21 protein-coding genes are annotated in these 20,653 nt (G+C 68.2%); 12 read left to right on the top strand and 9 right to left on the bottom strand.

Annotation, left to right across the window (positions count from 1 at the left end):
- Window positions 1-63: 63 nt before the first annotated feature.
- The 4 genes from Q5696_RS20190 to Q5696_RS20175 all read right to left on the bottom strand — a co-directional run bounded on the left by Q5696_RS20190 (window position 64) and on the right by Q5696_RS20175 (window position 5,606).
- Entirely contained in the window at window positions 64-825 is a 762-nt protein-coding gene (locus tag Q5696_RS20190) for an alpha/beta fold hydrolase (RefSeq protein ID WP_305093025.1), read from the bottom strand.
- Between the two features lie 77 nt (window positions 826-902).
- Entirely contained in the window at window positions 903-2,249 is a 1,347-nt protein-coding gene (locus tag Q5696_RS20185) for an MFS transporter (protein WP_305093024.1), read from the bottom strand.
- Between the two features lie 42 nt (window positions 2,250-2,291).
- Entirely contained in the window at window positions 2,292-4,592 is a 2,301-nt protein-coding gene (locus Q5696_RS20180) for a cytochrome P450/oxidoreductase (protein WP_305093023.1), read from the bottom strand.
- Window positions 4,593-4,922: 330 nt separating this feature from the next.
- The gene (locus Q5696_RS20175) at window positions 4,923-5,606 is read right to left on the bottom strand and encodes an IclR family transcriptional regulator (RefSeq protein WP_305093022.1); all 684 of its coding nucleotides are present in this window, start codon (window positions 5,604-5,606) and stop codon (window positions 4,923-4,925) included.
- 220 nt (window positions 5,607-5,826) lie between these two features.
- Between Q5696_RS20175 and Q5696_RS20170 the strand changes: the two genes are divergently transcribed.
- From Q5696_RS20170 to Q5696_RS20145, 6 genes are all read left to right on the top strand, one after another.
- Window positions 5,827-6,396 (top strand): MarR family winged helix-turn-helix transcriptional regulator, encoded by a 570-nt coding sequence (locus tag Q5696_RS20170; protein WP_370654830.1) that lies wholly within the window; start codon window positions 5,827-5,829, stop codon window positions 6,394-6,396.
- Between the two features lie 250 nt (window positions 6,397-6,646).
- Window positions 6,647-7,864: a homogentisate 1,2-dioxygenase gene (locus Q5696_RS20165; RefSeq protein ID WP_305093021.1), complete on the top strand. Its 1,218-nt coding sequence runs from the start codon at window positions 6,647-6,649 to the stop codon at window positions 7,862-7,864.
- Window positions 7,861-8,784, top strand: coding sequence for a hypothetical protein (locus Q5696_RS20160; protein WP_305093020.1), 924 nt, complete (start codon window positions 7,861-7,863; stop codon window positions 8,782-8,784). Before Q5696_RS20165 ends, Q5696_RS20160 begins: the two co-directional genes overlap by 4 nt.
- Complete coding sequence (fahA, locus tag Q5696_RS20155) at window positions 8,781-9,974, top strand: fumarylacetoacetase (protein ID WP_305093019.1); 1,194 nt, start codon at window positions 8,781-8,783, stop codon at window positions 9,972-9,974. The genes Q5696_RS20160 and fahA overlap by 4 nt, the downstream gene beginning before the upstream one ends.
- Window positions 9,971-10,717 carry a CoA transferase subunit A gene (locus Q5696_RS20150; RefSeq protein WP_305093018.1) on the top strand — a complete coding sequence of 249 codons (747 nt, stop codon included), beginning with the start codon at window positions 9,971-9,973 and terminating at the stop codon, window positions 10,715-10,717. The genes fahA and Q5696_RS20150 overlap by 4 nt, the downstream gene beginning before the upstream one ends.
- Entirely contained in the window at window positions 10,714-11,352 is a 639-nt protein-coding gene (locus Q5696_RS20145) for a CoA transferase subunit B (protein WP_305093017.1), read from the top strand. The genes Q5696_RS20150 and Q5696_RS20145 overlap by 4 nt, the downstream gene beginning before the upstream one ends.
- 34 nt (window positions 11,353-11,386) lie before the next feature.
- On the opposite strand, the gene Q5696_RS20140 is transcribed toward Q5696_RS20145, so the two are convergent.
- Complete coding sequence (locus Q5696_RS20140; RefSeq protein WP_305093016.1) at window positions 11,387-12,013, bottom strand: TetR/AcrR family transcriptional regulator; 627 nt, start codon at window positions 12,011-12,013, stop codon at window positions 11,387-11,389.
- A 145-nt stretch (window positions 12,014-12,158) separates the two neighbouring features.
- Here Q5696_RS20140 and Q5696_RS20135 point away from each other — a divergent pair, with 145 nt between their 5' ends.
- Entirely contained in the window at window positions 12,159-12,908 is a 750-nt protein-coding gene (locus Q5696_RS20135) for an enoyl-CoA hydratase-related protein (RefSeq protein WP_305093015.1), read from the top strand.
- A 9-nt stretch (window positions 12,909-12,917) separates the two neighbouring features.
- On the opposite strand, the gene Q5696_RS20130 is transcribed toward Q5696_RS20135, so the two are convergent.
- The 3 genes from Q5696_RS20130 to Q5696_RS20120 are packed head-to-tail and all read right to left on the bottom strand — an operon-like array spanning window position 12,918 to window position 15,366.
- Window positions 12,918-13,445, bottom strand: coding sequence for a nuclear transport factor 2 family protein (locus tag Q5696_RS20130; protein WP_305093014.1), 528 nt, complete (start codon window positions 13,443-13,445; stop codon window positions 12,918-12,920).
- A 4-nt stretch (window positions 13,446-13,449) separates the two neighbouring features.
- Window positions 13,450-13,911, bottom strand: coding sequence for a nuclear transport factor 2 family protein (locus tag Q5696_RS20125; RefSeq protein ID WP_305093013.1), 462 nt, complete (start codon window positions 13,909-13,911; stop codon window positions 13,450-13,452).
- 9 nt (window positions 13,912-13,920) lie between these two features.
- Window positions 13,921-15,366: an aldehyde dehydrogenase family protein gene (locus tag Q5696_RS20120; RefSeq protein ID WP_305093012.1), complete on the bottom strand. Its 1,446-nt coding sequence runs from the start codon at window positions 15,364-15,366 to the stop codon at window positions 13,921-13,923.
- Between the two features lie 127 nt (window positions 15,367-15,493).
- On the opposite strand from Q5696_RS20120, the gene Q5696_RS20115 reads away from it, so the two are divergent.
- Both Q5696_RS20115 and fabG read left to right on the top strand, forming a co-directional pair.
- Window positions 15,494-15,943, top strand: coding sequence for a DUF8021 domain-containing protein (locus tag Q5696_RS20115; RefSeq protein WP_305093011.1), 450 nt, complete (start codon window positions 15,494-15,496; stop codon window positions 15,941-15,943).
- A gap of 57 nt (window positions 15,944-16,000) precedes the next feature.
- On the top strand, window positions 16,001-16,762 hold the full coding sequence (gene fabG / locus Q5696_RS20110; RefSeq protein WP_305093010.1) for a 3-oxoacyl-ACP reductase FabG: 762 nt from the start codon (window positions 16,001-16,003) through the stop codon (window positions 16,760-16,762).
- Here the strand turns inward: fabG and Q5696_RS20105 are convergent.
- Window positions 16,735-17,526: a helix-turn-helix transcriptional regulator gene (locus tag Q5696_RS20105; RefSeq protein ID WP_305093009.1), complete on the bottom strand. Its 792-nt coding sequence runs from the start codon at window positions 17,524-17,526 to the stop codon at window positions 16,735-16,737. The genes fabG and Q5696_RS20105 overlap by 28 nt on opposite strands.
- Window positions 17,527-17,652: 126 nt before the next feature.
- Between Q5696_RS20105 and Q5696_RS20100 the strand changes: the two genes are divergently transcribed.
- From Q5696_RS20100 to Q5696_RS20090, 3 genes are read left to right on the top strand one after another with little or no spacing between them, the layout of a single operon-like run.
- The gene (locus Q5696_RS20100) at window positions 17,653-18,819 is read left to right on the top strand and encodes an LLM class flavin-dependent oxidoreductase (RefSeq protein ID WP_305093008.1); all 1,167 of its coding nucleotides are present in this window, start codon (window positions 17,653-17,655) and stop codon (window positions 18,817-18,819) included.
- The gene (locus tag Q5696_RS20095; protein ID WP_305093007.1) at window positions 18,816-19,862 is read left to right on the top strand and encodes a 2,3-butanediol dehydrogenase; all 1,047 of its coding nucleotides are present in this window, start codon (window positions 18,816-18,818) and stop codon (window positions 19,860-19,862) included. The genes Q5696_RS20100 and Q5696_RS20095 overlap by 4 nt, the downstream gene beginning before the upstream one ends.
- Window positions 19,855-20,652, top strand: a complete 798-nt coding sequence (locus tag Q5696_RS20090) for an SDR family NAD(P)-dependent oxidoreductase (protein ID WP_305093006.1) — start codon at window positions 19,855-19,857, stop codon at window positions 20,650-20,652. Before Q5696_RS20095 ends, Q5696_RS20090 begins: the two co-directional genes overlap by 8 nt.
- The last annotated feature ends 1 nt before the right edge of the window (window position 20,653 follow it).

The raw sequence follows: 20,653 nt of genomic DNA, 5'->3' as shown, positions 1-20,653 counted from the left end.
GGCCCGCCCCTCGACATCGAGGGGCGGGCCGCGTGTTTCGTGAAGGGGGCGGGTTTCCGCGCGTCACTGCAGCCGGGCGAGCACCTTCTCGATGCTGGTCATCAGCGCGACCGGCGCTTCGAACATCGCGTAGTGGCCGGCGTTCGCGAGGACGTCCAGCTCGCACTGCGGTAGCTGCCCCATCCACGTGGCCTTCATGGTCTCGGCCCCGAGCGCCGGATCGTGCTCGCCCACGATCGTCACGACCGGGACGGTGGTCTGCGGCAGTTCCGCAACGAAATCGGCTCCGGCCCAGGCACGCAGGTAGGCGCCGACCGCCGGGCGGACCGACTCGTCCACCGAGAACTGCGTCATCTGCCGCAGCCAGTACGCAGACTGCCGGTTGCCGGTGGTGAAGTCGAGGATGGCGTAGCGGTTGCCGTCCTCGGTCTCGGCGCCGGTGAACAGCGCCTCGCTGTCCGCATCGAACGGAACACCCGACGCCGGCACCGGGCTGATGCCGATCACCGCGGTGATCCGCTCGGGAGCGTCGGCCAGCACACGCAGCGCCGCGGCGCCGCCCATCGAGTGACCGAGCACGGCGAAACGGTCCCAGCCCAGCTCGTCGGCGAGGGCGAGGGTGTCCGCCGAGATCTCCTCGAGCGTGTACTCGCCGGCCTCGTCCTTGCGGGCCCCATAGCCGCGGTAGTCGATCAATGCGTACGTGTAGGCGTCCGGGTCGACCAGGTCGGGAAGCAGACCCCAGCCCTCCGACGTGCCGAACCAGCCGTGCAGCGCGATCACCTTGACGGGACCGTGACCGACGATCTTGTGCGCGATTGCCATACGAGTTCTCCTTGCCTGAGATCGGTCGGCCGAAGGGTCCCTCCACATGCTGACGGCGCATGAAGGGACCCTTCGGCTCATGCGACGTCGTCGAGATCCACGCCCTTGGTTTCCCGGCTGAACGCGAGGGCGACCACTGTGATCGCCATCGTGACCACCAGGTAGCCGACGACCATACCGACACCGAAGTTCTCGATGAGCCAGACCGCGATGAACGGGGCCGGCGCACCGGCGATGATCGACGAGCCCTGGAACACCAGCGACGAACCGGCGTACCGGTAGCGGGTGGGGAACAGTTCGGTGATCCATGCGGCCTCCGGGCCGGCGAGCATGCCGTGGAAGAACGCGCCCACGCACACACCGAGCCACAGCATCGGCAGGCTCTCGAGCTGGACCAGCCAGAAGAACACCGGTGCCCACGCCACGAGGACGATCGCGGGCACGAGCATCGCGGTCTTGCGGCCGACCCGGTCGGACCATGCGCCACCGCCGATCATGCCGACGAACTGGAACAGCGACGCGAACGTCACGGCCAGGATGATGTCGCCGCGATGGAAGTCGAAGTACGTGGTGGCGTATGCGATCACGAAGACCGTGTAGACGTAGAACGCGATGTTCTCGCCGAGACGCATGCCCAGGCCGGTCAGTACCGCGCGCGGATGCGCGAGGGCCTCGAGGATGCTCGAACGTTCCTGTGCTGCAGGAGCCTTCGCGGCCTGCTCCTGCGCAGCCTTGAACACCGGGGACTCCTCGACGCCGCGGCGCACCCAGAATCCGACGATCAGCAGCGGGATCGCGAACAGGAAGGCCACACGCCAGCCCCACTGGTCGAATGCGTCGTCGGAGAGGAAGACGCCGAGCACCGACACCACGACCGTCGCCAGGACGGTGCCCATCGGCGCGCCGGCCTGCGGCCACGACGCCCAGAAACCGCGCTTCTTGGGTTCGCCGTACTCGCTGACCAGCAGCACCGCGGCACCGAACTCGCCGCCGAGTGCAAAGCCCTGGATCATGCGCAGCACCACCAGCATGACCGTCGCCCAGATACCGATCTGGTCGTACGTGGGCAGCAGGCCGATCGCCGCGGTCGCGGTACCCAGCATGATGAACGTCGCGACCAACATCGGCTTGCGGCCGAACTTGTCGCCCAGATGACCGAAGACGATGCCGCCCAGCGGGCGTGCGACGAAACCGAGGCCCTGCGTCGCGAGCGCCAGCAGCAGCTTCGCGACGCCGCTGTCACCGGGGAAGAACAGTGGGCCCAGGACGGTGGCGGCGAGGATGCCGTAGATCGCGAAGTCGTACCACTCGAGAACCGCACCGGCCATGCTGCCGGTGAGGACACGCTTGAAGCTGGATCGGGGTGGCTGTGCGCTCGCGGACGAGCCGGGGACGGCGGGTCCGGTGAGGGTCGGAGATCCCATGACGGATCCTTTCGGGTGCTGAGAAGATTCTGGAGAGGTGGGTCAGAGCGCGAGGGTGATCTTGGTGCCGCACGCGCGCGAGCAGCAGGTCATCATCGACTTGTTCTGGGCCCGTTCGGTTTTGGTGAGCACCATGTCGCGGTGATCCACCTCGCCGTCGAGGACGGGGGCTTCGCACGATCCGCACAGCCCCTCCTCGCAGTCGCTCTGGATGTCGATGTTCGACGCACGCAGGGCGTCGAGCACCGTCTGGTCGGCGGCGACCTGGATCGTCAGACCGGAATCGCGCAGTTCGACCTCGAACGCGTGCTCGACGGCCGGGTCGAGCGTGGTCAGGTTCGACGTGAAGTGTTCGACGCGCAGCGAGTCCTCGGGCCAGTGCGCGGTCGCCTCCTCGAGGGCGTCGAGCAGACGCTCCGGGCCGCACGAGTAGATCTGGGTCCCGTCGACCGGGACGTCGAGCAGGGCCGGGATGTCGAGGCGGTTGCCGGCCGAACTCGCGTGGACCGTCAGCCGGTCGCCGTGATCGGCCGTCAGCCGGTCGAGCAGCGCCATCGTGGTGAGATCGCGTCCGCAGTAGTGGATCTCGTAGTCCTTGCCGGACGTCTTGGCGTGGTCGGCCATCGCGATGATCGGTGTGATGCCGATGCCACCCGCCACGAACACGTAGCGCTCGGCGTCGGGATCGAGTCTGAAGTGGTTGCGCGGCCCGCGCATCTTCAGGGTGTCGCCGGCGCGGAGCGTGCGGTGCACGTAGCGGGAGCCGCCACGGCTCTCGGGCTCCTCGAGCACCGCGATCTCGTAGTACGACAGGTCGTTCGGGTCACTGCACAGCGAGTACTGGCGCGACAGTTCGCCGAGTTCGACGTCGACGTGCGAGCCGGGGGTCCACTTCGGCAGCGGCTTGCCCGACGGATCGGACAGCGTCACCCGGACGACGCCGTCGGCGGCGGGAGTGACGGAGTCCACGGTGACCGTGCGCGAAACCTTGGACGGCTCACCGATCTTCACCGGCTGACGACGCTCGAGGGTCGCCGGCTCGGTGCGCTCCGGGTTCGCGGCAGGGTCCCACTGCACCCACACGTGGTCCGGCCCGCGGAACGAGGTGTTGGGCAGGTAGGTGAAGGTCTGGTCGGGGACCAGCTCCATGTGCGGCAGGCGGGTGGTGAGTTCCTCGAGGAAGATCTGCATCTCCATGCGGGCGAGGTTCTTGCCGAGACACTGGTGGCCGCCGTAGCCGAAGGTGAGGTGATCGCTCGAGTTCTCGCGGCGGATGTCGAAGTCGTCGGCCCCCTCGAAGTGCCGTTCGTCGTGGTTCGCCGACGACGTGACGATCAGCAGTTTGGCGCCCTTCGGGATGTCGACGCCGCCGATCGTGGTGTCCGCGGTGGCCAGTCGGCGCCAGGACGCGACCGAGCCCGAATGTCGCAGGCACTCCTCGACGGCGTTGGGGATCAGGCTCGGATCGGCGCAGATCTCCTCCCACACGCTGCGGTTCTCGAGCAGCAGGCGGAAGGCGTTCGCCGAGGCGTGTGCCGTGGTCTCGTGTGCCGCAACGATTCCCGCCATCATCATCGAGTGCAGGTAGGAGTCGGTGACGACCTCGGGAAGTTCCTTCTGGACGCGGATGCCGTACGGCATCCACCCGTGTCCGGACGGATCCTGGCGCATCTTCTCGAGCACCTGGCCGGCGTACTGCCAGAACTTGCCGACGGCCTCGGCGACGGCCACCTGTTCCTCGGGCGCCGGGCGTCCCCACGTGTTGACGGTGTGTGCGATGGAGTACTTGCGCATCGTGTCCATGTCTTCCTCGGGAACTCCGAGGAAGTGCAGGGCGACGGTGAGGGGGACCTCCCACAGCATCTCGTCGACGAGGTCGGCCTTGCCGGAGTCCACGAAGCGGTCGACGTACTCGCGGGTGAGGCGGCGGACCATCGGTTCGTGGTGGACGAGTTCCTGTGGGGTGAAGGGGTCCATCAGTGCACGGCGGCGGGGCATGTGCGCGGGCTCGTCCTCGTTCACGAGAGTCCGGGACATCGCGTAGTCGTACTTCTCGAGCACAGCCGTCGCCTCATCGGAGACCGGGGTGATCTTCTCGAGGACGACCGACGGCGAGAACAGGATGTTGTCGCGGAAGACCGCCTTGACGTCTTCGTATCGCGTCACCACCCAGTAGCCCAGCGTGGGGCTGTAGAACACCGGTTCCTCGTCGCGCGACCAGCGCAGCGATGCCGGGGGATCCACCTGGTACGGGCCGGTGAAGGGGTCGAAGGCGGCGGCATTCGCGGAAACCGGGCAGCCCGTGTTCCGGAGGGCTGTGTGGTCGATCGGGCACGCGCTCATGACTTGCATCTCCGTCTGTCTCAAAACTCGCATTGAGCTGCGAAGTTACTAATAACGCACACCTTGTATCGGTGAGCGAACTTCGCACAGAGTAAGTGCGGTCACATTCGAGGTCAAGTGCGCTCCCTGTAACCACGCGGGCGGTTTGTTCCAGGGCTCGGGAATCGGCTCAATCGGTCGCCCCTGTCTCGCGATTTGCGCACTTATCGCTGCGCAGACACCTCTCGACACCCCGACAAGTGCGCAAATCGCGAGGAGGGTGCGTGCAGAGATGGGGTGCGCAGAGGGATGCGAGGGAAGAGGAAGGGGGTGACGAAGAGTGCGGAAGCGTCAGACGCTGATCAGATGCTCGATCTCGCGGGCCGTGCGCATCACGGCTGCTGCGGCGCGGTCGGTGTCGAGGCCGTCGATCGCGACGACTCCGACGCTGCGTTCCAGGCCGGCGCTCGAACCGGTTCCCTCCGGCAGCGCGATGCCCGACGCGATACCCACGGCCCCGTGTTCGAGCTGCCCGCGGGTGAGGCTGTAGCCCTCGGCGCGGGCCCGGCGGACTTCTTCCGGGTCGCGCGAGGTCTCCGGGCGCAGCGCGAGGATCGCGATTCCTGCGGCACCGCGGTCGAGGGGGTGGCTGCTGCCGACGCGGTAGCCGACACGCAGCAGGGTGTCCTCCGGCTCGGCGACCATGATCACGACACAGTTCGGTCCCTGTGCCGCGGAGACGAATGCCGTCGCGCGGGTCTCGTCGGCGAGGGCGTGGAGCAGGGGTTGGACGTCTCCGGCGAACTGCGGCTCGAACCGTGAGGAGAGGACGGCCGCGGCGACGCCGAGCCGGATCCGGCCGTCGGCGGTACGGGCGACCAGCGCGTGTGCTTCGAGTGTCGCGACGATGCGGTAGCAGATGGCCCGGTGGACATCGAGTTCCCTGGACAGATCCGCGACCGATATCCCGGACGGCGACTGTGCGACGAGGTCGAGCGCGCGCAGCCCACGATCGAGCGTCTGCAACGTGCTCATGGGTGTCCCGTCCTGTGATCGTGCGGATTCCGATGTTTCGAGTCCCTTTGTACCGACTTTCCCTGGTGGAGCGGTAGCCGGTCGTCGACAGGTGGGAGGTGGGGTGGGTGGGTTGTGTCGAGATCCGGAAAAAGTAGTTCACAGATATACTAAATCGGTGAGTTATCCGGGACCTTCGCTGCTGCGCACCCACACTGCCGACCGCGATAGGGTTGGCCGCATGAGCGAGGACGACGGGGGTGGCATGCAGGTGGCAGCGGAGTCGCCGGCGCCCGGTCCACTCGACTTCTGGTCGTTCATCGAACTCGCGAACCGGCGGCTGAGCACCGAGTTCGGTTCCACGCACCAGTTGGCCACGCAGGTCCTACTGACCCTCAACCGGGCCGCCAACGTCGTCACCTACGACCTCGAATCGTCCGTGCACCGGCCTCGGGGGCTGTCGTGGTCGGCGTTCCGTCTGATGTTCGTGACCTGGCTGGCGGGGCCGATCGAACCGAAGAGCGCCGCCAAGCTCACCGGCATGAGCCGCGCCGCGGTGTCGAACCTGGCGAAGACGCTGGAGGCGTCCGGCCTGCTCGAACGCGCACCCGACGAGCGCGACGGACGTTCGGTGCAGTTGTCCCTCACGGAGAAGGGGCGGGCCGAGATGGCCGCCACCTATCAGGAGCACAACGAGCGCGAATACGCGTGGGCGAGCGTGCTCACCGAGGCCGAACAGCACATTCTCGTCATGCTGCTCGACAAGCTCATCACCAACCGCAGCCAGTTCGACGTCCGCGGACGCAACTGAGCGCACGCGCCCCGCGCTCGACCTCCCCCTTCGTTCCGTTGCGCCCCTTCCGTGTCCCACGCTGTGCGTACTCGGCGCGCGTTCAGGGTGGGTGCCGGGAGTTCCGGACCGCTCGTGTGGTTGCGCTCACGCACCGAAACTAGTTAATCTGTTTACTAACCTCGGAGAGGGGACGACGGCCCCGCTGCTGTTCCCCCGACGGTGACGGACAACGGCCCGGTTCGGGCACAAGACATCAGGAGGGCCGGTCATGGCGTTCTATCGACAGCTCGGCAGCATTCCGCCGAAGCGTCACACCCAGCACCGGGACGAGGAAGGCCGGCTCTACTTCGAGGAGTTGATGGGCGAGGAGGGCTTCTCCTCCGACTCGTCGCTGCTGTACCACCGCCACATCCCGTCGGCCATCGTCGACGCGACCGTGTGGGAGCTGCGCGACCAGACCACCACCCCGAACCACCCGCTCAAGCCGCGGCACCTGAAGCTGCACGACCTCTTCCCCGAGGAGATCTGGGCCGAGACCGACGTCGTGACCGGGCGTCGGCTGATCCTGGGCAACGCCGACGTGCGCATCTCGTACGTGGTCTCCGCCACGGAGTCGCCGCTGTACCGCAATTCGCTCGGCGACGAGATGGTGTACGTCGAGTCCGGCGAGGCGATCGTCGAGACCGTGTTCGGCGCTCTGCACGCCCGTCCGGGCGACTACGTCCTGATCCCGATGTCGACCACCCACCGCTGGGTGCCGCAGGGCCCGGAGCCGTTGCGCGCGTACGCAATCGAGGCGAACAGTCACATCGTTCCGCCCAAGCGTTACCTGTCGAAGTTCGGCCAGTTCCTCGAGCACGCGCCGTTCTGCGAGCGCGACCTGCACGGCCCCACCGAGCCGTTGATCGCGGAGGGCACCGACGTCGAGGTCCTCGTCAAGCACCGCGCCGGGGGAGCGATCGTCGGCACCCGCATGGTGTACCCCGACCACCCGTTCGACGTCGTCGGCTGGGACGGCTGCCTGTACCCGTACACCTTCAACATCTCCGACTACGAGCCCATCACGGGACGCGTGCACCAACCGCCGCCGGCGCACCAGGCGTTCGAGGGCAACAACTTCGTCATCTGCAACTTCGTGCCCCGCAAGGTCGACTACCACCCGCTGTCGATCCCGGTGCCGTACTACCACTCGAACGTGGACTCCGACGAGATCATGTTCTACTGCGGAGGCGACTACGAGGCCCGCAAGGGTTCGGGTATCGGCCAGGGCTCGATCTCGATCCACCCCGGCGGCCACGCACACGGCCCGCAGCCCGGCGCATACGAGCGCAGCATCGGCGTCGAGTTCTTCGACGAGCTGGCGGTCATGGTCGACACCTTCCGCCCGCTCGAACTCGGTGAAGGTGCGCTGGCGTGCGAGGACCCCGGCTATGCGTGGACCTGGTCCGGACGCGGACCGCAGTCCGGGACGAAGGCGGCGCAATGAGATTCTCCCCGTTGCTGATCGGCCTGTGCGACGACGCGGCACTGTTCCCCCCGGGGAACGCGCCGATGGACGTCGCGGTGCCGGCGCACTTCGCGCACGAGGGCAGCGACCACGCTGCGCTCGTCGGTCCGTTCGTATTTCCCGCGCCGCGGCTCGGTGAGCTGCCCGCGATCCTCGGCGAGAAGGCGGCCGGCCAGGGCGGCGAGCTCGAGCTGAGCCTGACCGTGCCCGCCGGCACCGATGCCGTCCCCGCCGCACTCGAGCAGCTGCGCGCCATCGACGGCGTGAAGCTGGCCGCGATGGAGATCGCGGTCCCCGCGGGGCAGACCCCCGACGCACTGTTCGGTGCTCTCGACGAGATCGCCTCGGCTGCACCGGGCGTGGAGATCTTCGTCGAGGTTCCGCGCGACCGGCGCCGCCCCGAGATCCTGTCCCGGCTCGCCGGAACCGCGTACTCCGCGAAGTTCCGCACCGGCGGCATCGTCGCGGAGGCGTACCCGGACGAGGCCGAACTGGCCGCGGCCATCCACGCCGTCGTCACGTCCGGTGTGCGGTTCAAGGCGACCGCCGGCCTGCATCACGCGATCCGGAACACGGACCCCGACACAGGATTCGAGCAGCACGGCTTCCTCAACGTCATGCTCGCGACGCATCGGGCAGCCGACGGTGCGAGCGTCGAGGAGATCGCCGCGACGCTCGCCGACCGTGACGGAACCCGTCTCTCGGCTGCCCTCGACGGGCTCCCGGCCGAAGCGGTTGGCGTGCTGCGCGCACGTTTCCGCTCGTTCGGTACCTGCAGCATCAGCGATCCGCTGACCGAACTGGTCGGCCTCGGACTGGTGCCCCGATCATCCACCGAGCCCTCCGCGCCTACGGGCTCGGTGGATTCCCCCTCGACCGAGGAAGGACCCCTCGCATGACCGTCATCTCGATTCCCGCCGATTCCCTGTTCGGCCTCGACAACCTGCCCTACGGCGTGTTCTCGACCGCCGACGTGGGACCGCGGGTGGGTGTGCGTGTCGGTGACAGCGTCGTCGACCTCGCCAAGGCGCTGGGCGACAGTGAAGCTCAGGTCTTTGCCCAGCCGACGCTCAACGCGTTCATGGCCCAGGGCCGTGACCGGTGGGTCGCGGTGCGCGCACAGATCACCGAACTCGTCACCGGCGAGATCGCCGACGACGCGGTGTTCGCGGTCGGTGACGTCACGATGCACCTGCCCATCGCGGTCGCGGACTACGTCGACTTCTATGCGTCGGAGAACCACGCGACCAACCTCGGCAAGCTGTTCCGCCCGGATTCGGCTGCGCTGATGCCGAACTGGAAGCACCTGCCGGTCGGCTACCACGGTCGGTCCAGCACCGTCATCGTGTCGGGCACCGACATCGTGCGCCCGTGCGGTCAGCGCAAGGCCCCGGCCGATGCGACGCCGTCGTTCGGTCCGTCGCTGCGCCTCGACATCGAGGCCGAGATGGGCTTCATCGTCGGTGTCGGTTCGCCGATGGGCTCCTCGATCACTCCGGACCGGTTCGCCGAGCACTGCTTCGGTGCCGTGATCCTCAACGACTGGTCGGCCCGCGACATCCAGGCATGGGAGTACGTCCCGCTGGGCCCGAACCTCGGCAAGAGCTTCGCAACGTCGATCTCGCCGTGGGTGGTGCCGCTGCTCGCGCTCGAGGCGGCCCGCGTCGACACCCCGGTCCAGGATCCGACTCCGCTGCCGTACCTGCAGGGTGACGAGAAGTGGGGCCTGGACATCGATCTCGCGGTCGAGTGGAACGGTGACGTCGTCTCCCGTCCGCCGTACGCGCAGATGTACTGGTCGCCCGCACAGATGCTGGCGCACACCACCGTCAACGGCGCGGCCGCCAGCACCGGCGACCTGTTCGGGTCCGGCACCATCTCGGGCCCGGAGAAGGACCAGCGCGGCGCCTTCATCGAATTGACCTGGGGCGGGGCAGAACCCGTCGAGGTCGCCGGTGAGCAGCGCACGTTCCTCCAGGACGGCGACGAGATCTCGATCTCCGCGACCGCGCCCGGCGCGAACGGCGGACGCATCGGCTTCGGTGAGGTCCGTGCCCGCATCCTGCCCGCCACCGGTGATGCGCGATGAGCAAGGTCTACAACTCTGCGGCCGAGGCCGTCGCCGACATTGCCGATGGGTCGTCGCTTGCGGTGGGTGGGTTCGGTCTGTGCGGTATCCCGACCGAGCTGATCTCCGGTCTGGCGGATCGGGGTGTGTCGGGGCTCGAGGTGTTCTCCAACAATTGTGGTGTGGACGATCACGGTCTGGGGGTGCTGTTGTCGGCGGGGCGGATCCGTCGGGTGACGGCGTCGTATGTGGGGGAGAACAAGGAGTTCGCGCGGCAGTACCTCTCGGGTGAACTCGAGGTGGAGTTGACCCCGCAGGGCACGCTCGCCGAGCGGTTGCGGGCCGGGGGTGCGGGGATTCCGGCGTTCTACACCCCGGCCGGGGTGGGCACCCCCGTCTCGGAGGGGGGTCTGCCGTGGCGTTACCACCCGGACGGGTCGGTGGCGGTGGCGTCGCCGCCGAAGGAGACCCGCGAGTTCGGTGGCAGGACGTTCGTGCTCGAGGAGTCGATCGTCGCGGACTATGCGCTGGTGCACGCCGAGGTCGGGGACACCGAGGGCAATCTGGTGTTCGCCAAGACCGCGATGAACTTCAACCCGCTGGCGGCGATGGCGGGCCGGGTCACGATCGCGCAGGTCGAGAAGCTCGTCGCCCCGGGCGAGTTGGATCCGGCGCAGGTGCATCTGCCGGGTGTGTTCGTCCAGCGGGTGGTGCACACCGGCATCCAGGACAAGCGGATCGAGAAGCGGACGGTGTCGGCATGAGCTGGTCACGGGAACAGATGGCCGCCCGGGCGGCGGCCGAGATGATCGACGGCGAGTACGTGAATCTGGGGATCGGGTTGCCGACCCTGATCCCGAACTACCTGCCCGCAGGGGTGAAGGTGGTGTTGCATTCGGAGAACGGCATCCTGGGCACCGGCCCGTACCCGAGCGAGGATGCGGTCGACCCGGACCTGATCAACGCCGGCAAGGAAACCGTGACGGTCAACCCGGGGGCGGCGTTCTTCGATTCGGCGTTGTCGTTCGGCATGATCCGTGGTGGCCACATCGACACCGCGGTCCTCGGTGGCATGCAGGTCTCCGCGGCCGGGGACCTCGCCAACTGGATGGTGCCGGGCAAGATGGTCAAGGGCATGGGCGGTGCCATGGATCTGGTGCACGGTGCCCGGCGCGTCATCGTGGTCATGGAACACACCGACCGCGATGGCGGCGCCAAACTCGTCGAGCGGTGCACGCTGCCGTTGACCGGTCGGGCGGTGGTGCAGCGCATCATCACCAACCTCGCCGTCGTCGACGTCACCGACACCGGACTGGTGCTGCGGGAACTCGCCCCCGACGTCACCGTCGACCAGGTACAGGCGGCGACCGACACCGAACTGGCCGTCGACCTGACGTAGCCCGTCGGAACGTCCGGCCCGGAAGCCTCGGCGGCTACGGGCCGGACGGGCGCTGCACCGCAACCGACTCCGTGATGAAGGCCGCGGCCCGGTCGAACTCCTCCCGCATGTCGGACACGGTCTCCTGACGCCAGAAACGGATCGTGCTGACGTAGACGGCGGTCACCATCTGGGCGAGGAACCGGAGCGGATAATCCTGACGCACTTCCCCACGGGGGATTCCGGCCTCGAGGATGCGCTGGAACTGGACGATGAACCGTTCGGTGCGGGCAGCGCTGAGGGTCGGGGTGGCGAGGTCGCGGTCGAGTTCCCGGGTGGTCGCCCGGAAGTACTTCTCGAGCGTCACCGCAGCCTCGACGACGTCGTCGAACAGGGACGTGATGCGTTCGGCGGTGGTGATCGGCCGGGCGAGGAGGTCGTCGACGATGCCGGGCAGCTTCGTCATGTGCACCTGGTGCAGTGCGGCGAGTACGGCGTCCTTGCCGTCGAAGTAGTTGAAGAACGTGCCCCGCGAGACGTGGGCGGCCACGGCGATGTCGTCGATCGTGGTGGTGTCGTAGCCGTGTTCGGAGAACAGCTTCCGGGCGGCGTCGAGCAGGCGTTCGCGGGTGCGTTGCTTGCGTTCCTCGCGGCGTACGGTGCTGTCGCGATCGTCCGTCATGTGTCTGCCCCCGTCTCCGATTCTCGTTTGTTCTGGGCCGGTGGATCCGGCGGCAAGGTGGGAAGTAAAACTACCCGTCCGTGCAGCGATCGGAGGGTAATATTCGCAAATACGACATCCTGCGGAGGGGATCGGGGACGACACGATGACGGTGCGGTGCGAGCGGGACGGGCGGATCCTCGTGGTCAGGATCGAGCGGGAGGAGCGGCGCAACGCGATCGACCGAGCGACCGCCGAAGGGCTCGAGGAGGCCTTCGATCTGCTCGACGACGACCCCGACCTGTGGGCCGGTGTCGTGACCGGAACCCCGCGGGTGTTCTCCGCGGGTACCGACATTCGTGAACGCGCCGACCTGAGGATGCCGCGCGGCGGCGAGTACGGCATCGTCCGACGCCGACGCGCCACCCCGTTGATCGCAGCGGTCGAGGGCTACGCGCTCGGCGGCGGTTTCGAGATCGCATTGGCCTGCGATCTGATCGTCGCGGGCCGGACGGCCGAGTTCGGCCTGCCCGAGACCCGGCGGGGCCTGGTCGCGACGTCCGGCGCACTGTTCCGGGCCCCGCGGGCCCTGCCGCTGAACGTGGCCCGGGAACTGCTGATCACCGGACGCACCCTGACCGCCGAGCGCGCCTACGGGCTCGGGGTGGTGAACGAGGTGACCGACCCGGGTGCCGCACTCGACGCCGCCCTGGTCATGGCGAACGAAATCTGCAGTGCTGCACCGGTGTCCGTGCGGGCGAGCCTGGACGCGCTTCACGCGCAGGTCGCCGCCGCCGACGAACGGGGCTGGGACGCCACTGCGGACGCGCTGCGCACGGTGGCGGCGTCGGACGACTTCCGGGTCGGACTCGACGCGTTCGCGCAGCGGCGCGCACCGCAGTGGCTCGGACGATGACGGAACCGGTTACAGGGCCTTCATGTAGGAGAAGAAGTTCGGCGTGTGGACTTCCCGCAGCCGGGTGAGTGCGCGGTAGCTGATGAGCCACCGGTCGCCGACCTTGCGGTACTCCTCGTGGTAGTGCCCGTAGCCGTGCAGATGCTCCTCGACATCACCGTTGGTCCACCACAATTCGTCCTCCATCGGCCAGATCCCGGTGGCAGTGGTGTCGGAGGTGAGGGTGATCTCCGGGGTGTGCCCGTGGTGTGCCGTCGTCACCGGAGTGGGGCCGCCGAGCATGCCGCTGATCGCCTTCGTCAGCGCCTCCCGGCCCACGACGCGGCCGCCGGTCCCGTTCGTCTGCGGCTGCTTGTCGCCGGGCAGCCCGCCCCACGTCTCGCTGACCACGTCCTCGGTGTGGAAGCTGCCGTAGAGATCCCACTGCTTGGTGTCCATGACTCGTAGGCGGCCGGCGAACACTTTCTTGATCTCCTCGATCGCGAGCAGTTGCTCGACGGGAGACAGGGTCAGCTGTGCGGTCGGGGTCTCGGTCATCGGATCACTTCCCGTTCTTCGGTAGGGCTACGGTGCGGTTCTCGGTGAAGTCGACGATCAGTTCGCGGCGGGCGATCCGCCACGCTCCGTCGGCCCGGTGGTACTCGTCGAGGTAGCGGAGCGCGACGACATGGTCACGATGTCCCCCCTCGACCGGATACATATGATGCGCTTCGCAATACGTCTCGCCGCGCGCGCTGTCGCCGGTGATCTCGACGAGTTGCTGCGCGACGACGTGCCGTGTCGAGTGCAGGTGTGCGACGGCTGCGAGGATGCTCGACGCGATCCCCACCGCCCCGGACAGGATCGGATCCCGTCCGGGACGCACCAGGTCAGGCGGTTGCACGAGCCGGGCATCGGTGGTGAACAGGGCGGCCAGGACGGTCTCGTCACGCCGGTCGACGGCGATCGCGTACTGCGCGACGAGATCCGACAGGGCGAGACGGTCGATGAGTTCGCGGGTCATGGGCGCAGACTACGGGGTGACCTGAGCCTGCATGGCTTCGAGGAAGCCCTCGCCGTGCGGCGGCAGGGTCCCCCATTCGCCGCGCAGATCGTGCTCGGGTGCCTCGAAAACCGTTCTTGCATGGCTGAACTCGAGGAAACCCTCGCGGCCGTGGTAGTGCCCCATGCCGGAGGCTCCGACGCCACCGAACGGCGCGTCGGTCATGCCGGGATGCATCATGACGTCGTTGACGGTGACGCCGCCGGAACTGGTCCGCGACAGGACCGCGTGCTGCTCCTCCGGGTCGGTGCCGAAGTAGTAGAGGGCCAACGGCTTCGGACGGCGGTTGATGTCCGCGACGACGTCCTCGGTCTGGTCGTACGGCAGCAGGATCACTGCGGGACCGAAGATCTCCTCCTGCATGATCTTCGACTCCTCCGGCGGCGAGATCACCAGGCGCAGCGGCCGCTTGCGGTCACCGTCGACGCGGGGAGACTCGTCGACCGGGGTGGCGACGATGAGGGCGCCGTGTTCACGGGCGTCGGCCACGAGTCCCTCGACCCGGGCCAGGTGTCGATCGCTCACGATGGCAACGACATCCGGGTTGTCGGTGACCGTCGGCAGCAGCGACGCATACGACTTCTCGAGCGCCTCGACGAACGTGTCGAGGTGTTCCCGCGGCACGTACACGACGTCGGGGGAGACGCACAGCTGACCCGCGTTGCTGGCCTTCGCGATTGCGATCTTGTTCGCTGCGGCGTCGAGGTCGGCGCTGCGGCCCACGACCGTCGGCGACTTGCCGCCCAGTTCGAGGGTGACGGGAACGAGATTCTTGGCGGCATTGGTCATGACCAGCTTGCCGACCTCGGTGCTGCCCGTGAACACCAGGTGATCGAACGGCAGCGATGTGAACGTGTCCGCCAGATCGGGTCCGCCCGTGACGACGGCGACCTCGGTCGGATCGAAGGCGTCGGCGACGGCGTCCGCCAGGACCTGCGCGGTCCGCGGAACGATCTCCGAGGGCTTGAGGATCGCCCGGTTGCCGGCGCCCAGCGCGCACGCGAGCGGGCTCAGCAGCGTGAACAGCGGCGCGTTCCACGTGCCGATGATGCCGACCGATCCCTTGGCCTGGTACTGCACGTACGCCTTGGCCCCCAACTGGTCGTACGGCGCGAACGCGGGCCGCTCGTCGTCGCCCATCCACGACTCGAACGCATCACGGGTGTGCTTGAGCGACGTGAGCGACCCCAGGATGTCGTTCATGATCGAGTACGCGGCGAGGCGTCCGTCGAAGTCGGCGTCGATCGCCTCGGTCAGAGACTTGTGGTGGCGCACCAGGAGATCGATCATCCGCTGCAGACGGTCGCGTCGTACCTCCGCCGACGCCGGACCCTGTTCCACAGCCGCGCGTTTCTGCGCTTCGAGGATTCGGGGCAGTTCCGCGATCGGGGTGGTGACGATGACCGTCTCGCTCATGGGTAACTCCTGTCGTTGCCGATGTCACGAAGTTAACGAGCTGTGGCGGCAGTAACACTTCCCGTCTCGTTGACCGGGAATGTCGGAAAAACCGGCCGACGAGAACGTGTTCCAGTTAGGATGCGTCATGCGTATCGCCAAGACCGCCGCCCTGTCCGTGCTGGCCGTATCGGCCGTCGCCGTCGCCGCCCCCGCTGTGGCCACGGCCGCACCGAACCCCGCCGACACCCCGAACCAGGCCGCGGCCCGCGCCTACATCGACGCCCTCGTCAGCCACGACGCGTCCGCGGTGCGGTTCACACCGGACGCCACCCGCGTCGAGGTCGGCCTGCAGACCGGGTTCAACGGCCGCCAGCTCACCGACGACCTGAACCACGGCATCCAGTACCGCGTCGTCCAGGGTGTGCGCGACCTGACCATGACCGAGTCCGGTGACACCGTGCACACCCGCTACCTGCTCGATTCCGGGGTCGGGGAACAGCGCCTCATGACCGTCGAGATCGTCGAGACGTTCGACCTCGTCGACGGTGCGATCCACCGGATCGAGGCGAACATCGTGCCGGTCTCCCTGTCCTGACCGGGCTTTCGGCGTAGCTTGACCGACGACGGCAGTACACGACGGAAAGGGACGGCAATGGCGGACGGTACACGGCAGGTGGCGGTGGTTTCGGGTGCGGCACGCGGAATCGGGGCGGCGATCGCGAAACGACTCGGCTCCGACGGGTTCGCTGTCGCCGTCCTCGACCTCGACGAATCATCCTGCGCCGACACGGTATCCGCGATCCGGGCGGCCGGCGGAGAGGCGCTCGCCGTGGGCGCCGACGTGTCCGACGAGGCCGCCGTGGCGACCGCCGTCGACCGCATCGCCGGTGAACTCGGCCCGCCCACCGTCGTCGTCAACAACGCCGGCATCACCCGCGACAACCTGCTGTTCAAGATGAGCGTCGACGACTGGGACGCCGTGATGAACGTGCACCTGCGCGGCGCGTTCCTGCTCACCCGCGCCGTGCAGAAGCACATGGTCGACGCCCGGTGGGGGCGCATCGTCAACCTGTCCAGCATCTCCGCTCTCGGCAACCGTGGCCAGGCCAACTACTCCGCCGCGAAGGCCGGCATGCAGGGCCTGACCAAGACCCTCGCTCTCGAACTCGGACAGTTCGGTGTCACCGCCAACGCGATCGCCCCGGGCTTCATCGCCACCGAGATGACCGAGGCCACCGCGCAGCGACTCGGGGTGTCGTTCGACGAGTTCAAGGCGACCATTGCGGCCGAGACGCCGGTCCGCCGGGTCGGGGTTCCCGACGACATCGCGCACACCGTGTCGTTCCTCGTCAGCGAGGGGGCCGGATACGTGTCCGGTCAGGTGATCTACGTGGCGGGCGGTCCGAAGGCCTGACCCGGCTCGGCCCGGCGTTGGACGTCGAGGGCGAGCTGGGTGCGGGACGCGCACCCGGTCGCCGCCAGGATGCGGCTGACGTACTTCTTCACGGTGTCCTCGGTGAGGGTGAGCCGACGGGCGATCGCGGCGTTGCTCAGCCCGTCGGCGACCAGCCGGGCCACCTCGCGTTGACGGTCGGTCAGTGCCGCGAGCAGGTCCCGCCCGGGCGCATTCACGAGACTGCGGGTGAGCACCGACAGCTGACGGGCCAGCAGGCGCAGTGCCACGAAATCCCGTGGCCCGAGCGCATTCTCGTCGACGTCGTACAGGCCGACCAGGGCCCGCGCGCGGCCGGGCAGCTCGAGGTGCAGCGCGTTGACCGAACGCCACACGTCGAGGTACTCGCGGACGTAGGTCGCGGACTCCGCCGGAAGATCGTGCAGGTCGCGCAGCGACGCCACCCGCGTCGCCTCCAGCCGGCGCCGCGCCTCCGGCGTCCCGAAGACGTCGAAACGGGCCCAGTCCTGCTGGTAGACAGCGCGTGTGCGCTCCCACCCGGCCGCACCGGCGAGCGCGGCGTCGGGGTCGACGAACTGGCTCTCGAACGAGTCCCCGACGAAGCAGGTCGCGACCCGCACCGGGAACACGTCGGTCATCGCGCCGACGATCCGGGTGCGGAACTCCGGCACCGTCCGGACGTCGTCGCACCGCTCGAGGACCGCGAACACTCGCTCGTAGTCGGCGGTACGCAACGAGGACTCGATCAACAGTTCACCACCCATTCGCGTCGAACGGTCTACGCCGAGCGGGACACAGGAATTGTCCACCAAAGTGCACTGTCGCCTCGGCGGAGCCGATTCTATCGTCGGGATCCACTGCGTTTCAGCGAATTCCCGAGGAGTACACGCATGGGCAGGCTACGGTTCGGTGCGTTCGTCGCGCCCCATCATGCAGCAGGGCAGAATCCGACCGTCGCGCTGCAGCGCGACCTCGAGCTGGTGGAGCATCTCGACCGTCTCGACTTCGACGAGGTGTGGATCGGTGAACACCACTCGGCGGGCAGCGAGATCATCGGCAGCCCCGAGATCTTCATCGCCGCGGCGGCCGAGCGCACCAAACGCATCAAACTCGGCACCGGAGTCACCTCCCTGAGCTATCACAACCCGCTGTGGGCGGCCGAGCGGATGGTGCTGCTCGATCACCTCACCCGTGGCCGCGTCATGCTCGGTGTCGGGCCGGGCTCGTTGCCCACCGATTCGGCGATGATCGGCCTCGACCCCACCGAGTGCCGCGAACTGCTCGACGACAACCTCGACATCGTGATGCGACTGTTGAACGGTGAGTCGGTGACCGCGACGACCCAGACGCACACCCTGGTCGACGCCCAGCTGCAGATGCGGCCCTACTCGCACCCGTGCTTCGACATCGTCGTCGCCGGCGTGGCCTCGCCCACCGGACCACGGTTGGCCGGCAAGCACGGTCTGGGCCTGCTGTCGATCGGCGCGACCCTCACTCCCGAAGGCTTCGACGCCCTCGGCCACCATTTCGGCATCATGGAGGAGCGGGCCGCCGAATTCGGGACCACCGTCGACCGCGACCAGTGGCGGCTGGTGTGCCCCATGCACATTGCCGAGACGGAGGAACAGGCCCAGCAGGACGTCCGCTTCGGTCTCGGTGAATGGATCGACTATTTCGGCAAGGTCGCGGCCTTCCCGCACTTCGGCTCCGGTGGGGCGTCCATGGACCAGATGATCCAGTACATGAACCATTCGGGCATGGGCATCATCGGCACCCCCGCGCAGGCGCGCGAACTGGTCCAGAAGCTCGTCGACCAGTCCGGCGGCTTCGGCTCGATGCTTGTCATGGGCACCGACTGGGCCGCCCCGGCGGCGACCAGACGTTCGTTCGAGCTGATCGCGCAGCAGGTGGCACCGCACTTCCAGGGGCAGTCGCAGCCGTTGCTGGACGCGGCGGCCCGGGCCGGGAAGGTGCGTGACGGCCACAACCGGGCGCAGCACGCGGCGATCGCGCACATGACGCGCAAGTACGAGGACGAACTGGCGGCCAAGGGATGAGGGCAGTGGTCCTGCACGGGGTCGACGATCTGCGGGTCGAGGACGTGCCGGAGCCGGAACTGCGCGACGGCCACGTCCTGATCGACGTGGCGTACAACGGAATCTGCGGATCGGACCTCGGGATGATCCACTCGTTCGGCATCTCCGAGCACCCGCATCCGCTCACCGGCGCCTGTGGGCCGCAGATCCTCGGTCACGAATTCTCCGGGGTGGTGCGCGAGGTCGGTGCGGGCGTCGAGGACCTGTCCGTCGGCGACCGCGTGGTGGTCCAGCCGAACTACTCGTGCGGCACGTGCGTGCGGTGTTCCGCCGGACACGACCACCTGTGTCAGGTCATCGCGTTCCACGGACTCGACGCGGACGGCGGCGGGCTGTCGGAGCGCACGGCGGTTCCGGCGGGCAACGTGCACAAGATCCCGGACGGGGTGAGCCTCCGTCAGGCCGCGGTGGTCGAGCCGCTGGCCGTGGCGCTGCACGCCGTCGCACTGTCCGGCGTCCGGCCGGGGGCATACGCGGTGGTGCTCGGGGCCGGTCCGATCGGCATCGCGACGGCTCTCGATCTGCGGGCCGGGGGCGTCGACCGGATCCTGCTCAGCGAGCCGTCCCCGACTCGTCGGGCCGTCGCGCAGGCATTGGGATTCGACGTGATCGATCCCGCGGTGCAGGATCCCGCGGCGGCCGTCGCCGAGCGCACGGCCGGCGTCGGCGCGGACGTGGTGTTCGAGTGCGCCGGTGTCGCGGCGGCGGTGCAGACCGCGCTCGGCGCGGTGCGGGCCCGCGGGTCGGTGGTCCTGCTCGCCACCTACAAGGAGCCGGTGCCACTCGCCACGTACCTGCTGATGTTCACCGAGGCGCGGCTGATGGCATCGCTGGCCTACTCGCGCAACGAGTTCCGCACCGTCATCGACCGGATGGCGGCCGGGGCGTACCCGCTCGACGGGTGGGTCGAATCGGTCCCGCTCGCGGACGTGGTGGTGGAAGGTGTGCAGGCGGCGTCCGCCGGCCGGCGCATGAAGGTACTCGTGGAGGTGGGACATGGCTGAGGGTGGATCCGTGGGCAACCGGTTCGGCGGCAGGGTCGCGGTCGTGACCGGCGCGGCATCGGGCATCGGGGCGTCCGTCGCGACACGACTGGTCGCCGAGGGCGCGTCCGTCGTCGGGATCGACGTCGCCACCGATGCGCTCGACGCGATGGAGAAGGAACTCGGCGAGAGGTTCGTCGGTGCTCCCGCGGACGTCACGAACGAGGACGAGGTCGCCGCGGCCGTCGCGGTGGCGACCGAACGCTTCGGTGGGCTCGACATGGCGTTCAACGTCGCCGGGGCGCAGAAGGGCGGGCAGATCCTCGACCTCGAGGAAGCAGACTGGGACTTCACCGTCGACCTCGTGCAGAAGGGAGTGTTCCTGTGCACCAAGCACGAGGCCCGGCACATGGTGGCGGGCGGGCGCGGCGGCGCCATCGTCAACGTCGCGTCGCTCAACGGGCACGTGCCGCTCATCGGCGGCAGCCCGTACGCGACGGGCAAGGCGGGCGTCGAGATGTTCGGCAAGAACGCGGCGGTCGAGTTGGCGCGCCACGGGATCCGCGTCAACACGGTGCTGCCCGGTCTGGTCGACACCCCGCTGGTGGCCGCGGTGACCGGCTACCAGCCGCTGCTGGACATGTTCGTCGAGCGCATCCCGATGGGCCGGCCCGCGAGTCCGGACGAGATCGCGGCGCCGTGCCTGTACCTGGCCGGCGACGACGCGAGCTACATCACCGGGACCAGCCTCGTGGTCGACGGTGGCTGGGAGATCTCCAACTACCCGGACTTCACCAAGCTCGGCGGTTAGC

The organism is Prescottella sp. R16, assembly GCF_030656875.1.
Taxonomy (GTDB): Bacteria; Actinomycetota; Actinomycetes; order Mycobacteriales; family Mycobacteriaceae; genus Prescottella.
This window is presented reverse-complemented; position numbering and strand designations above follow the sequence as displayed.